This is a genomic window from Microbacterium sp. H83 (assembly GCF_001650405.1).
GTDB lineage: Bacteria > Actinomycetota > Actinomycetes > Actinomycetales > Microbacteriaceae > Microbacterium.
On the sequence record NZ_LWCU01000056.1, the window covers coordinates 16,435 to 29,929 of the forward strand.

11 protein-coding genes and 1 pseudogene are annotated in these 13,495 nt (G+C 72.1%); 5 read left to right on the plus strand and 7 right to left on the minus strand.

What is annotated here, in order from left to right; genetic code table 11:
• Positions 1 to 47 precede the first annotated feature (47 nt).
• On the plus strand, positions 48 to 3,515 hold the full coding sequence (locus A4X16_RS16825; RefSeq protein ID WP_067123018.1) for a proline dehydrogenase family protein: 3,468 nt from the start codon (positions 48 to 50) through the stop codon (positions 3,513 to 3,515).
• A 141-nt stretch (positions 3,516 to 3,656) separates the two neighbouring features.
• On the opposite strand, the gene A4X16_RS16830 is transcribed toward A4X16_RS16825, so the two are convergent.
• The 6 genes from A4X16_RS16830 to A4X16_RS16855 all read right to left on the minus strand — a co-directional run bounded on the left by A4X16_RS16830 (position 3,657) and on the right by A4X16_RS16855 (position 10,337).
• Complete coding sequence (locus A4X16_RS16830) at positions 3,657 to 4,712, minus strand: ABC transporter permease (RefSeq protein WP_067123275.1); 1,056 nt, start codon at positions 4,710 to 4,712, stop codon at positions 3,657 to 3,659.
• A gap of 38 nt (positions 4,713 to 4,750) precedes the next feature.
• Entirely contained in the window at positions 4,751 to 5,686 is a 936-nt protein-coding gene (locus A4X16_RS16835; protein ID WP_067123021.1) for an ABC transporter ATP-binding protein, read from the minus strand.
• A gap of 80 nt (positions 5,687 to 5,766) precedes the next feature.
• On the minus strand, positions 5,767 to 6,996 hold the full coding sequence (locus tag A4X16_RS16840; protein WP_067123024.1) for a hypothetical protein: 1,230 nt from the start codon (positions 6,994 to 6,996) through the stop codon (positions 5,767 to 5,769).
• A 46-nt stretch (positions 6,997 to 7,042) separates the two neighbouring features.
• Entirely contained in the window at positions 7,043 to 8,212 is a 1,170-nt protein-coding gene (locus tag A4X16_RS16845; protein ID WP_067123027.1) for a benzoate/H(+) symporter BenE family transporter, read from the minus strand.
• Between the two features lie 86 nt (positions 8,213 to 8,298).
• A complete protein-coding gene (locus A4X16_RS16850) occupies positions 8,299 to 9,024 on the minus strand; it encodes a response regulator (protein ID WP_067123031.1) in 726 nt (241 codons plus the stop codon).
• Positions 9,021 to 10,337: a sensor histidine kinase gene (locus tag A4X16_RS16855; RefSeq protein ID WP_067123035.1), complete on the minus strand. Its 1,317-nt coding sequence runs from the start codon at positions 10,335 to 10,337 to the stop codon at positions 9,021 to 9,023. Before A4X16_RS16855 ends, A4X16_RS16850 begins: the two co-directional genes overlap by 4 nt.
• A 23-nt stretch (positions 10,338 to 10,360) precedes the next feature.
• Here A4X16_RS16855 and A4X16_RS16860 point away from each other — a divergent pair, with 23 nt between their 5' ends.
• The 4 genes and pseudogenes from A4X16_RS16860 (at position 10,361) to A4X16_RS16875 (ending at position 12,672) form a co-directional block, all read left to right on the plus strand.
• Complete coding sequence (locus A4X16_RS16860; protein ID WP_067123038.1) at positions 10,361 to 11,470, plus strand: MFS transporter; 1,110 nt, start codon at positions 10,361 to 10,363, stop codon at positions 11,468 to 11,470.
• Positions 11,471 to 11,492: 22 nt separating this feature from the next.
• Positions 11,493 to 11,696, plus strand: a pseudogene (locus A4X16_RS16865) (VOC family protein); the annotation flags it as partial.
• Complete coding sequence (locus tag A4X16_RS16870; protein WP_067123041.1) at positions 11,693 to 12,013, plus strand: winged helix-turn-helix transcriptional regulator; 321 nt, start codon at positions 11,693 to 11,695, stop codon at positions 12,011 to 12,013. The pseudogene A4X16_RS16865 and the gene A4X16_RS16870, both read left to right, overlap by 4 nt.
• Before the next feature lie 32 nt (positions 12,014 to 12,045).
• A complete protein-coding gene (locus tag A4X16_RS16875) occupies positions 12,046 to 12,672 on the plus strand; it encodes a dihydrofolate reductase family protein (protein ID WP_067123044.1) in 627 nt (208 codons plus the stop codon).
• Positions 12,673 to 12,685: 13 nt separating this feature from the next.
• Here the strand turns inward: A4X16_RS16875 and A4X16_RS16880 are convergent, their stop codons facing one another.
• Positions 12,686 to 13,495 carry a Cof-type HAD-IIB family hydrolase gene (locus A4X16_RS16880; RefSeq protein WP_067123047.1) on the minus strand — a complete coding sequence of 270 codons (810 nt, stop codon included), beginning with the start codon at positions 13,493 to 13,495 and terminating at the stop codon, positions 12,686 to 12,688.

The following is a 13,495-nucleotide window of genomic DNA, read 5'->3' on the forward strand; positions in this document are numbered from 1 at the left end:
GCCGCACACGATCCCGGGTGTGCGATCCCCCGGAAGGTACCCCGCCCATGACTGTCGCCGCCGACACCACCCCGCGCACCGAAGACGTCGCCGCCCTCGTGCAGCGCTGGCTCGCGGAGAGCGAGACGCACCCCGTCGAGCCCGCCGCCCAGCGTCTCTCCGAGGTGCTCAAGGACCCGAACGGACTCGCCTTCACCGTCGGCTTCGTCGACGGCGTCATGCGTCCCGAGGACCTCCGCGTCGCGGGTCGCAAGCTCGCCGAGATCTCCGAGATCACGCCGACCCTGCTGCCCGGCTACCTGCGGGCGGCGATCCGCACCGGCGGCTTCTGGGCGCCGAAGCTCCCCGGCGTCGTGGTGCCGATCTCGCGCCGGGTGCTGCGCGCCATGGTGGGTCACCTCGTGCTCGACGCCACTCCGTCGAAGCTGGGCCCCGCCATCGCGAAGCTCCGCAAGGGCGGCAACCGCCTGAACCTCAACCTGCTCGGCGAGGCCGTGCTCGGCGAGCGCGAGGCCGGTCGCCGTCTGCAGGGCACGTACGACTTCCTCGCCCGCACGGACGTCGACTACGTCTCGATCAAGGTCTCCAGCGTCGTCAGCCAGCTCTCGATGTGGTCGTTCGACGAGGCCGTCGCCGACGTGGTCGAGAAGCTCACGCCGCTCTATCGTCTCGCCGCGGAGTCCGAGGCGGGCGGGCGCACCAAGTTCATCAACCTCGACATGGAGGAGTACCGCGACCTCGACCTCACGATCGCGGCGTTCACCAGCATCCTCGACCAGCCGGGACTCGAGGACCTCGAGGCGGGGATCGTGCTGCAGGCCTACCTGCCCGACGCGCTCGCCGCGATGCAGCGCCTGCAGGAGTGGGCTGCCGCGCGCCGGGCGAAGGGCGGAGCGCCGATCAAGGTGCGCGTCGTCAAGGGCGCGAACCTCGCGATGGAGGAGGTCGACGCGACGGTGCACGGCTGGCCGCTCGCGACCTACGGCACCAAGCAGGACTCCGACACGAACTACAAGCGCGTGCTCGACTGGGCGATGACCGCGGAGCGCCTGGATGCCGTGCGGATCGGCGTCGCCGGGCACAACCTCTTCGACATCGCGTACACGTGGCTGCTCGCGAAGGAGCGCGGCGTGACGGACGCGGTCGAGTACGAGATGCTCCTCGGCATGGCGACCGGTCAGGCGGAGGCCGTGCGCAAGGACGTCGGTCAGCTGCTGCTCTACACGCCCGTCGTGAACCCGACGGAGTTCGACGTCGCGATCGCCTACCTCGTGCGCCGCCTCGAGGAGAACGCGAGCCCCGAGAACTTCATGTCGGCCGTGTTCGAGCTCGCCTCGAACCCGCAGCTGCTGACCCGCGAGCGCGAGCGCTTCGAGCGGTCGCTCACGGCGCTCGAGGCCGATCGCGCCGTGCCCGCATCGAACCGGGTGCAGGATCGCGCCGCCGAGACGGATGCCGGTGCCGACCGCCCCACCACCACGGGATTCGCGAACCAGCCGGACAGCGACCCCGCGATCGGCGCCAACCGCACGTGGGGACGTGAGATCCTCGCCCGGTCCATGGCGTCCACGCTGGGTCTCGACTCGATCGCCCTCGCGCGGGTCGAGACGAGCGACGAGCTCGACGGCATCTTCTCCGCCGCGACTGCGGCGGCCGCGAAGTGGGCCGCTCTTCCGGCTGCGGAGCGCGCCGCGGTGCTCCACCGCGCCGGCGACGAGCTCGCCGCGCGTCGCGGACAGCTCATCGAGATCATGGCGCACGAGGCGGGCAAGACCATCGCCGAGGCCGACCCCGAGGTCAGCGAGGCGATCGACTTCGCGCACTACTACGCCGAGCGCGCCCTCGATCTCGAGGCCGTCTCCGGCGCGGAGTTCGTGCCGTCGAAGATCACCGTGGTGACCCCGCCGTGGAACTTCCCCGTCGCGATCCCCGCGGGCGGCGTGCTCGCGGGTCTCGCGTCCGGGTCGGGCGTCGTCATCAAGCCCGCGAAGCTCACGCAGCGCTGCGGCGCCGTCATGGTCGAGGCGCTGTGGGCGGCCGGCGTGCCGCGCGACCTGCTCGCCCTCGTCGACCTCGCGAACCGCGACCTGGGCACGCAGCTCGTCGCCAGCCCGTCGGTCGACCGCGTGATCCTGACGGGTGCGTACGAGACGGCCCAGCTGTTCCGCTCGTTCCGCTCCGACCTGCCCCTGCTCGCCGAGACCAGCGGCAAGAACGCGATCATCGTCACGCCCTCGGCCGACCTCGACCTCGCGGCCGCCGACGTGGCGCGCAGCGCGTTCGGCCACGCCGGTCAGAAGTGCTCCGCGGCATCCCTCGCGATCCTCGTCGGCTCCGTCGCGGACTCGCAGCGGTTCGAGCGCCAGCTGGTCGACGCCGTGACGTCGATGCGCGTCGGTCTGCCCGACGACCCCGCGACGCAGATGGGTCCGATCATCGAGCCCGCGAGCGGCAAGCTGCTCACGGCGCTCACCACGCTGGAGAAGGGCGAGCGCTGGCTCGTGGAGCCGAAGCAGCTCGACGACGACGGGATGCAGTGGACCCCTGGCGTCAAGATCGGCGTCGCACCGGGATCGACCACGCACCTGACCGAGTTCTTCGGCCCGGTGCTGGGCATCATGCGCGCGAAGGACCTCGACGAGGCGATCCGCCTGCAGAACGCCGTGGACTACGGCCTCACCGCCGGCATCCACTCGCTCGACTCGGCCGAGGTCGCGACCTGGATCGACCGGGTCGAGGCGGGCAACCTGTACGTCAACCGCGGCATCACCGGGGCGATCGTGCAGCGTCAGCCGTTCGGCGGCTGGAAGCGCTCGGCCGTCGGCGCCGGCGCCAAGGCCGGAGGACCGAACTACCTGTTCGGCCTCGGCGGGTGGACGCGCGCCGAGCTGCCCGCCGCCGCACCCGGTGCCGCGACCGCCCCCGCGATCGAGTCGCTCCTGGCCGCGACGGCGGCTGATCTCGAGGCCGTCGAGATCGAGTGGCTGCATCGCGCCGCCGCCTCCGATGAGCGCGCCTGGACCTCGGAGTTCGGTGTCGTCAGCGACAGGTCCGGTCTCGGGGTCGAGCGCAACCTCTTCCGGTACCGCCCCGTCGCCGCCGACGTGCGCATCGCGGAGGACGCGTCGCTGGTCGACGGCATCCGCGTGATCGCCGCCGCGCTGCGCAGCGGCAGCCCGTTCACCGTGTCGGCGGCGACCCTGCCCTCCCGCGTCGAGAAGGCGCTGCGCGCACAGGGCGTGACGGTCGCGCAGGAGAAGGACGCCGCATGGGTGAAGCGCTACGCGAAGGCGGCGGCGAAGGCCGAGCACACGTGGCAGCGGGTCCGGCTCGTCGGCGGCGAGGAGTCGGCGCTGTTCGAGGCGCTCGGCGGAACCCCGGACGTGGCCGTGTGGTCGCATGCCGTGACCGGGGCCGGCCGCGTCGAGATGCTCCCCTTCCTGCACGAGCAGGCGATCTCGATCACGAACCACCGATTCGGCAACCCGACGACCCTGACGGACGGCGTGATCTGACCGATCCGGCCTCCCTCGGGAGCCCCGGGCGGGCACGACTTCGGAGCTGCGGCCGGGCACGCCGCTGAAACGACGGATGCCGCGGCGTGTCAGCCGCGGCATCCGACGTTGTGCCCGTGTCCACGGGATGGGGCTGCGCGGTCAGCCCCGCAGCGCCTCGCCGAGCTTGACCCGCGAGCCCATGCGCAGCAGCGAGTTCTCGTAGATCTTCGCGCCGACGACGATCGCGGCGACGCAGCTCGCGAGCAGGATCACGAGGCTGAGAAGCGGCTCCCACCACTGGGCCTCGCCCACGAACAGGCGCATCGGCATGCCGACGGGAGCCGAGAACGGCACGTACGACATGATCGTGAGCACCAGCGGGTTGTCGTTGAAGATGATCACCAGCACGTAGGGCGCCATGATCAGCATCGTGATCGGGGTCGTGGTCGAGCCGATGTCCTCCTGGCGCGACACCATCGAGGCGGCCGCGGCGAACAGCGCCGCGAGCAGGATGAACCCGAACAGGAAGAACACCGCGAACCAGATGATCGGTGCGCCGAGGGTCGCCAGCACCTCGCGTTGACCCGTCACGATCAGGCCGATCGTGGCGACCGCCGCCAGCGCGAGGATCTGCCCCATCGCGAGGATCGTGTTGCCGATCACCTTGCCGGCCAGCAGCGTGCGCGCCGAGATCGACGACAGCAGGATCTCGACAACACGGGTCTGCTTCTCCTCGACGACGCTCTGGGCGATCGTGCCGCCGAACGTCGCGGCGGCGCCCATGAACACGATGCCGAACGCGATCGCGATGAAGTAGCGCAGCAGCGGGTTGGTCGTCGCGGGCTCGAGGATCTCGACGGTCGGCGCCTGCGACAGCGCCGACACGAGGCCGGACGGCGCGTCCTTCAGCGCCACGACCGTCAGGCCGGTCGGACCGTCGCCGGGGAGCACGGCCGCGTCGACCTTCTCGTCGCGCAGCAGCTCCTCGGCCTCCGCCTGGTCGGCGACCTCGGTGATCTCGATGTCCGGCAGCGCGGACACCGCGGATGCGGTCTCGGAGGTCACGGCGACGGGCATCGACTCCGTGTTCTGGCTGGCGAAGCCGCCGATCACGATGCCCGCGAGGGCGAGCAGCAGCAGGATGCCGGTGGAGATGAGGAACGCCTTGCTGCGCAGCTTCGATCCGATCTCGCGCTCGGCGACGAGCCAGATCATGGACACCTGCGAGGGCGAGCCCGACGTACGCGGAGTGCTCACTGGATGACCTCCTTGAAGATCTGGGCGAGGGACGGATGCTTGGGTGCGAAGCTCGCGACGTCGCCGCGCTCGACGGCGGTGCGCAGCACACGCTGCGCGGTCTCGGGGCCGTCGGCGTCGAACAGGGCATAGCCGCCCTCGAAGTCCAGGACGGAGACCCCCGGTTCGGAGCGCAGCCAGCCGGCGTCACCCGCCGAGACGAGCTCGTACCGGTCGCCCGCGTGCTGGGCGCGCAGGCCGTCGCGGGAGCCGGCGGCGCGGATCGTGCCGCCGGCGAGGATCACGAGATCGTCGCAGAGCCGCTCGACGACGTCGAGCTGGTGCGAGGAGAACAGGATCGACGCGCCCCGAGCCGCCGAGGACTGCAGCACCGAGGCCACGACGTCGACGGCGAGCGGGTCGAGACCCGAGAACGGCTCGTCGAGGATCAGCACCTCGGGGTCGTGCACGAGCGCCGCCGCGATCTGCGCGCGCTGCTGGTTGCCGAGCGACAGCGACTCGATGGTGTCGCCCAGGCGCTCCTCGAGGCCGAGCTCGGTGAGCAGCGCGGTCGCCCTGGCCGTGGCATCCGGCTTGCTGAAGCCGTGCAGCCGCGCGAGATAGACGATCTGCTCGAGCACCTTCATCTTCGGATACAGCCCGCGCTCCTCGGGCATGTAGCCGAAGTGGCGGCGGTCGCCGCTCGTGATCGGGCGTCCGTCGAGGACGACCTGCCCGCCGTCCGAGCTCAGCAGCCCCAGCACGATCCGCATGGTCGTGGTCTTGCCCGCGCCGTTGCCGCCGACGAATCCCGTCAGCCGCCCGGGGGTGACCCCGAACGACACGTCGTCGAGCACCCGCCGCGAGCCGTAGCTCTTGGTGATGCCGGTCAGTTCCAGCTTTCCTGTGCTCACGTCGTTCCGCTCCGTCCGTCGGGGGTGTGCTCGGTGCATCGCATGCCTCCACGCTACGGAGAGCGGTGCGGGCGGGCATCCCCCGTACGGCGGATCGTGCGGCTCACCGCACGGCGGATCTACGGCGTCAGCAGGAGGGAGAGGATCGCGATCGCGAAGGGCAGCGCCGCGGTGACGAAGAGCACGCCGAGGACGATCCCGATGGCGAGCCAGGGGCCGCGACGACGCAGGCGCCGCCCGGGCGGGGCCACGCCGATGGGCGGCGGCGTGAGGAGCGCCTGCGGCGCGACGAACGGGACCGCCGGATGCTGCGCGGCAGGGCTCGGATGCTGCGCGGCAGGGCTCGAATGCTGCGCGGCAGGGCTCGGATGCTGTGTGGCGGTGCCGGTGTGCGGCGCCGCGGCGAGGCGGAGGCGATCGTCGCGCCACCGCGCCCACTGGTCGAGCTTGGTGAGCAGCGCGCCGACCGCGCCGAAGAGCCAGGCCCAGGTGGCCGGATCCAGGGTCGACACCTCGCGCCGGGCGTACAGGAAGAGCCAGTCGTCGACGATCTCGACGTCGAGCTGAGCGGCGTGGTCGATGAACCGCGCCATGACGTCGGGGGTGAAGAGGTAGAGGGCGTCGACCTCGTACCCGGCGGGGCAGTAGAGCGAGAAGTAGCGATCGAAGTCGCCCTCGAGCGACAGCCGCTGGTCGCCGCGGAAGGCGAGGGTCAGTGCGCTGCCGAGGGTGTTGTTGCCGAGCGCGTCGAGCACGATGTTCGGCAGCGGCACGTCGAGCTTGACCGCCACGTAGCCCCAGCGGTGCGTCTGCGACTGCTTTCCGTTGCTCGTCGTGTACTGGTAGTTGCCGAACTCCACGAAACGCGGCGTCGTGCCCCGGAGGACGTCGGTCGACATGCGACCCGAGCCGTTCGAGAAGATCATCCCGGGCAGCGGCGGCGCGTCGATCCGCTCGATGTAGGTCATCGCGTTCGTCGCGGCGAAGCGGGCGAGCCGGAAGCGGGCGACGGCGCGGGCGCGGAGGCCGCGCCGGACGAGCAGCACGATCCCGACGACGAGTCCGGAGAGCAGGAGGAGTCCGAGGGCGAGGGCCACGGCGACGCCGGCGCCGCGTCCGAGGGCGTAGCCGAGGCCGAGGATCATGATGCCGATCACCGGCACCACCATCAGCAGGCAGACGACCGCGAGGATCCATGCCGCGATCTGCGCCCCGGACCGGGGGGTGGCGGCCTTCTGCGCCCGCGTGAACACGTCGACCTCCGCGCGATCGACCGGCTCGAGAAGGGCGCGGGCGTCGAAGAACCCCGCGCTCGTCGACGGGCCGGCGGCGGGGGAGGGAGTCGTCACGTCCCCACGCTAGCCCGTGCGGTCGACGTCCGAGCGCTCCGCGGGGTCAGCGTCGTCCGGCGTGCAGCACGAGTCGCACCAGCAGGCCGGCCGCGAGCGCCCAGAACGCCGCGCTCACCCCGAGCACCGCGATGCCGGACGCGGCGACCAGGAACGTCACGACGGCGGGGATCCGCTCGCCGGGGTCGTCGATCGCCTGCTGCACCGACGAGCCGAAGGCGCCGAACAGCGCGAGCCCGGCGACGGCGGGGATGACGGCCTCCGGCGCGAGCAGCACGAGAGCGGCGAAGGCGGCCGAGAACCCTCCGAGGACGAGGTAGGACCCGCCCGTCGATACCCCGGCGATCCACCGTCGGCGTGGGTCGGGGTCGGCGTCGGGAGACGCCGCGAGAGCCGCGCTGATCGCGGCGAGGTTGATCGCGTGACCGCCCGCCGTCGCTCCGACCGCGGTGCCGAGACCGGTGACGAGCATCGCCGGACGCCACGGCACCTCGTACCCGAAGCTGCGCATGATCGCGATGCCGGGGACGTTCTGCGAGGCCATCGTCACGATGAAGAGCGGCAGCGCGATGCCGACGAGCGCGCCGATCGTGAAGGTCGGAGCCGTGAGTTCGAACCGGGGGACGAGCAGTCCGCCGTCGACCGGGGCGCCCGCCTGTATCAGCGAGATGGCGACGACGACGGCGGCCGCGAGGAAGGCGAGCGGCACCGCCCACCGCGGAGCCAGCCGCGCGCACACGAGCCAGGTCAGCACGACCGGCACCACGCCCCACGGGTTGGCCACGAGTCCGGTGATCGGGGCGAGGCACAGCGGAAGGAGGACTCCGGCGAGCATGGCCTGGGCGATCGACGGCGGGATGCGGGCGATCAGCGCGCCGAGCGCGGGCCAGAGCGCGGTGAGCAGGATGAGCGCCGCCGTGACGAGGAAGGCGCCGACCGCGGCGGGCCACCCGCCCTCCACCGCCCCGGTGGAGGCGAGCAGGGCGGCGCCCGGGGTCGACCAGGCGACGGTGATCGGCATCCGGTGGCGCCAGGCGAGCACGATGCAGGCGAGACCCATCGTGAGACTCACCGCCAGCAGACCGCTCGCGGCCTGGGCGGGCGAGGCCCCGACGGCGCCGAGCCCTGTCAGCACCACCGCGAACGAGCTCGTGAAGCCGACGAGCGCCGTGACGATCCCCGCCAGGATCGGATGGGACAGGGGTGCGGTCGGCATCCTCCGACAGTATCGGGATCGGGCGTCGGACCTGACCGGCTGCGGCTGCGGCTGCCCCCGTGCCCGCGTCCCCGTCTGCGTTCGCGTCAGGCGAGACCCATGCGGTGCGCGAGCACCACGGCCTGCACGCGGTCGCGCGCGCCGAGCTTCTGCAGGATGCGCGAGACGTGCGTCTTCACGGTCGCCTCGCCGATGTACAGCGCGGCCGCTATCTCGGCATTGCTTCGGGCGTCGGCCAGGAGCGCCAGCACCTCCGCCTCGCGGTCGGTGAGCGGCTCGACGAGTGCGGTCGCGGCCGGACGCGGAGCCGATGCGCCGGAATCCGATGCACCGGGAGCCGATGCCCGGGAATCCGGCGCCGCGGGACCGGCGGACGCGGCGAAGCGGGACAGCACGCGCCGCGTCACCTCGGGCGCCAGCATCCCGTCGCCCGCCGCCAGCGCACGGACGGCGGCGATCAGGTCGTCCGCGCCGGCGTTCTTCAGGAGGAACCCGCTGGCCCCGGCGTCCAGCGCCTGGTACAGGTAGTCGTCGCGGTCGAAGGTCGTGACGATGGCGATCGCGGCCGCCACCTCGGGGTCGGCCACGATGCGCCGTGTCGCCTCGATGCCGTCCATGTCGGGCATCTGGACGTCCATCGTGATCACGTCGGGGCGCAGCGCGGAGGCCTGCGCCACGGCCTCGGCGCCCGTCGCGGCCTCGCCGACGACCGTGATGTCGGGCTGCGTGTCGAGGATCGTCCGGAAGCCGGCCCGCAGCATGGCGTGATCGTCGACGAGCAGGACGCGGACGGGCTCGGAGGGTGCGGTCATCGGGAGGTGCTCGCTTCGGTCGGGTCGGATTCGGGGGCGGATGCCGGGTCGGATTCGGGGGCGGATGCGGATGCGGGGGCGAGGGGGACCCGCGCTCGGACGCGCAGTCCGCCGGACGGCCGCGGCGTCATCTCGATCGTGCCTCCCGAGGCGGCCGCGCGCTCGCGCATGCCGAGCTGCCCGAGGCCCGGCCGCACGGCGGTGACGGTGCGTCCGGTGTTGACGATCTCGACCTCGACCCCGTCGGCGTCGTACCGCACCCGCACGTCGGCGGTGGCTCCGGTGCCCGCGTGCCGACGGGCGTTGGTGAGCGACTCCTGGGCGATCCGGTACAGGTTCACCGCGACCACGGACGGGACGGGGACGGGGTCGCCGATCACGGCGAAGTCGGTGGCGAGTCCCGCCTCGGTCGAGGCCTCGACGAGCTCCGCGATGTCGTCGAGGGTCACGGTCGACGCGGCATCCGTCGTCTCGCCGCCGGGCGTCCGCAGCGTCTCGAGAAGGTGCCGCAGCTCCTGGATGGCGTCGCGCGCCGAGCCCTCGATGCCGCTGAGGATGGTCTTCGCCCGCTCGCGGTCCTGATCGACCACGAGCCGCGCGGCACCCGCCTGCACGCCCATCACCGACACGTGGTGCGCGACCACGTCATGGAGCTCCCTGGCGATGCGCACCCGATCGAGCGCGACGGCCTGAGCAGCGGTGACCTCTCGTTCGCGCTCGAGCTCAGCCGTGCGCTGCTCGAGGACCTCGCGTGCCTGCGCCGCGTTCCACGAGCGCTCGCCGAAGTAGTAGGCGCCGCCGAAGTACAGGGCGTTCAGCAGGATCTGGATGAGCATGAAGGCGAGGTACGGCGAGAGGAGTCCCGCGGCGACCTCCGCCTTGTCGGCCTCCTCGATCGCGGTGCGGTACATCGAGATGATGAGCCAGACGAACATGCCGATGATGATGGCGACGCGGACGATCATGGCCGCCCGACGGTTCGCCATCCAGGCGCCCACCGTGTACAGCGACACGAACATCGCGATGTTGCCGACGTAGATCTCGGGCACCTGGAAGGAGATCGCGAGGAAGTACGCCAGGCACACGGCCACGGCGACGGGGCCGGGGAAGCGCCGCCGGAGCGCGAGCGGCGCCGTCACGGCGACCGCGTAGACGAGAGCGGTCCACGGCTCGGCTCTCGTCTCGCCGTAGATCTCGGCGACCGTCGACAGTGCGGCGCTGAGCACGGCGCCGACGAACATGATCGCCGCGAGCACGACGTCGCTGCGCTTCTCGCGGGCGCTCGGGGTGCGGGTGAACGGCGCTGCGGGCATCCCCCCAACCTACGGGGGCGCGGATGCGGCGGCATCCCCCGTGCGGGGGACAGGGCGGCCGACGAGGCTGGACGCTCCTCGCGTTCGGCCTGACGCTGGCGCTGTACGACCTCGCCGAGGTGCTGCTGAAGCCCCTGTTCGGTGCTCTGAGCGACCGGGTGGGCGTGCGCCCGGTCATCATCGGCGGGCTGCTCGCCTTCTCGGCGTTCTCGGTCGTGGGTGCCGTCGTGCCGGGCATGCTCGGTCTCGTCCTCGGGCGGTTCGGCCAGGGAGCCGCGGCCTCCGCCTTCTCGCCGTCGTCGTCCGCGGCCGTCGCGCGGCTGACCGACGACGCCACGCGCGGCCGCTACTTCGGCCGCTACGGATCCTGGAAGAGCCTCGGGTACGCGCTCGGACCGCTGCTCGGCGCCGTGCTCGTGGTGTGGGGCGGAATGCCGGCACTGTTCTGGGCGCTCGCCGCGCTCGGACTCGTCGCGGCCGGGTGGGTCGCAGTCGCCGTGCCGCACGTGCCGGTGCTGCCGCGCAGACGCGTGACGCTCGTCGACCTCGGCCGCGAGCTCATCGCTCCCGGCTTCCTCGTGCCCACCCTCGTGCTCGCCGCGACCACCGGCGCGCTCGCCGTCGCCGTCGGCTTCCTCCCGCTGCTCGGTCGTCAGGCCGGACTCGACACGGTGGGGAGCATGGCGATCGTCACGGTGCTCGCCATCGCGTCGAGCGTCGCCCAGCCGTTCGTCGGAGCCGCGCACGACCGGGGGCGCGTGTCGGTGCGACTCGGCACCGTCGGCGGACTCTCGCTCATCGCGGTCGGCATCGCGATCGCGGCGGTCGCCGGACACCCTGCCGCTCTCGTCGCGACCGCACTGCTCGTCGGCCTCGGCGTCGGCACGGCCACGCCGGTGGCGTTCTCGCATCTCGCGGCGTCGACCCCGCCCGAGCGCATGGGGCGGACGATGGGCAGCGCGGAGCTCGGCAGAGAGCTCGGTGACGCCGGCGGCCCGCTCGTCGCGGGAGCCGTGGCCACGGCATCCGTCCCTGGCGTCGGGCTCGCCGCGGTGGCGGTGCTGACCGCGGGCGCCGGCGCGCTCGCGCTCCTCGGACTCCGCCCGCGGGCGGATGCCGTCCCGTCGGACTGACGCGGCCCCACCGGACGCTCTTGATACACCCTCGAAGGTCACGGTCTCGTTCGACCTCGGCAGCCGTGAGGCGGTCGACGAGCTCGTCGAGCGCGCGAGCGCCGCGGGAGGACGCATCGGCGACACCGACGACTACCCCTTCATGTACCAGCGTCAGTTCGACGACCCCGACGGGTACCACTACTCGCCGTTCTGGATGAAGACGGACGCCGACACGGCGTCGTGAGCGACCTTCCGGCGGCGCTCGAGGTCGTCGGCGCGCGCTGGGCGCTGCTCATCGTGGAGCGCCTGCTCGACGGACCGCAGCGCTACGGCGACCTGCAGCGCGATCTCGGAGCACCCACGAACATGCTCGCGACGCGTCTGCGAGAACTGGAGGCGGCGGGCGTGCTGCGCCGCCTGCCGCTGCGGCACAACACGCGGGCCTACGCCCTGACCGAGCGGGGCGAGGCGCTGCGCGAGGCGATCGACGCCCTCGGTCGCTGGGGCGCGACGGGCGCGACGGGCGCATCGGGCGCGGCGGGCGCGACGGGCGCATACTGAGTGGATCACGATCTGTGCGAAGGAGCACTGCCATGACCGGACGCGTCCTGATCGACCTCTTCATGACCCTCGACGGCGTCGCGCAGGGACCGGGCGGCGTCGGTGAGGACACCTCCGGCGGCTTCGAGTTCAGCGGCTGGCAGGCCGGGTACCCGTCGTCCGGCATGGGCGAGGGCGTGGCGAGGGGGATGCAGCGGCTCGACGCCCTGCTCCTCGGTCGCCGCACCTACGACATCTTCGCCTCCTACTGGCCCCACCACACCGAGGGACCGTCCGGCGAGATCGGACGACTCTTCGACCGCGTGCCGAAGTACGTCGCGACGAGGGATGAGACCCGCGACCTGCCGTGGCAGGGCAGCGTGCGGGTCGGAGGCGACCTCGCGGCGGAGATCGCCGAGCTGCGGGAGCGTCATGATGAGGTGCACGTGATCGGCAGCATCGACTTCGTGCACTCGCTGCTCGCCGAGGGGCTGTTCGACGAGCTGAATCTCTGGGTCTATCCGATCCTCCTCGGCGTGGGCAAGAAGGTGTTCGACGATGGCGCCCTGCCCTCGGTGCTGAGGCTGCTCGAGCCGCCGACGCCGGACGATGAGGGTGTCCTGCTGCTGCGCTACGGACGGACGGACCGGGTGCCGGAGGTATCCACGTTCGAGGACTGATCGTCGGGGGGCGTCAGCCGAGCATCCGCTCGATGACCCGCGCGACGCCGTCGTCATCGTTCGAGGTGGTCGTCTCGTCCGCGGCCTCCTGCACCACAGGTGCCGCATCGGCCATGGCGACGCCGTGACCCGCCCACCGCAGCATCTCGACGTCGTTGAGCGCATCGCCGAAGGCGACCACGTCGGCGCGATCGATGCCGACGTGCGCGCACAGGCGTGCGAGACCCGTCGCCTTCGTCACCCCTTCGGCCATGACCTCGACGAACGGAGCCCCCGACAGCGTCGCCTCGAAGCCGGTGAGCCCGAGGTCGCGCAGGGCGTCGAAGAGCGCGGCCGGCGCGAGCTCCGGATGCCGGATCACGAACTTCAGGCTCGGCGCCGCCAGCACCTGGTCGAGCGGCACGCCGCCCATCGTCTTCGGGTCGCGCTTGTGGTCGGAGAGGTCGGCGATCTCGGCGTAGCCGTGCTGCGCGACGAAGCCCTCACCGCCGTCGCGCACGCTGGCGAACAGGAGTCCGGGGATGCTGGCGCGCAGCGCCTCGGCCAGGGTGCGGATCGTCGCGGAGGGGAGCTCCTCGGCGAACAGCATCCGCCCATCGGTGAGGTGCGTGGCGTAGGCGCCGTTGCTGTACAGCGCCCAGTCGTCGAAGCCCGCGCCGCCGGCGATCGCGCGCAGGCCGATCGGCTGCCGCGCGGTGACCGGGACGACATGGATGCCGCGGGCTCGTGCCGCGTCGAGTGCTGCGCGGGTGCGCGGGCTGACCTCGACGGCGGACGTCAGCAGCGTGCCGTCGAGGTCGGTCGCGATCAGGCGCAGCGCCAT

Bases quoted from the DNA above. Each gene is read 5' to 3' on its own strand.
- A4X16_RS16825 (WP_067123018.1), top strand. From the start codon at position 48: ATGACTGTCGCCGCCGACACCACCCCGCGCACCGAAGACGTCGCCGCC.
- A4X16_RS16830 (WP_067123275.1), bottom strand. From the start codon at position 4,712: ATGATCTGGCTCGTCGCCGAGCGCGAGATCGGATCGAAGCTGCGCAGC.
- A4X16_RS16835 (WP_067123021.1), bottom strand. From the start codon at position 5,686: ATGCACCGAGCACACCCCCGACGGACGGAGCGGAACGACGTGAGCACA.
- A4X16_RS16845 (WP_067123027.1), bottom strand. From the start codon at position 8,212: ATGCCGACCGCACCCCTGTCCCATCCGATCCTGGCGGGGATCGTCACG.
- A4X16_RS16850 (WP_067123031.1), bottom strand. From the start codon at position 9,024: ATGACCGCACCCTCCGAGCCCGTCCGCGTCCTGCTCGTCGACGATCAC.
- A4X16_RS16855 (WP_067123035.1), bottom strand. From the start codon at position 10,337: ATGCCCGCAGCGCCGTTCACCCGCACCCCGAGCGCCCGCGAGAAGCGC.
- A4X16_RS16860 (WP_067123038.1), top strand. From the start codon at position 10,361: ATGCGGCGGCATCCCCCGTGCGGGGGACAGGGCGGCCGACGAGGCTGG.
- A4X16_RS16875 (WP_067123044.1), top strand. From the start codon at position 12,046: ATGACCGGACGCGTCCTGATCGACCTCTTCATGACCCTCGACGGCGTC.
- A4X16_RS16880 (WP_067123047.1), bottom strand. From the start codon at position 13,495: ATGGCGCTGCGCCTGATCGCGACCGACCTCGACGGCACGCTGCTGACG.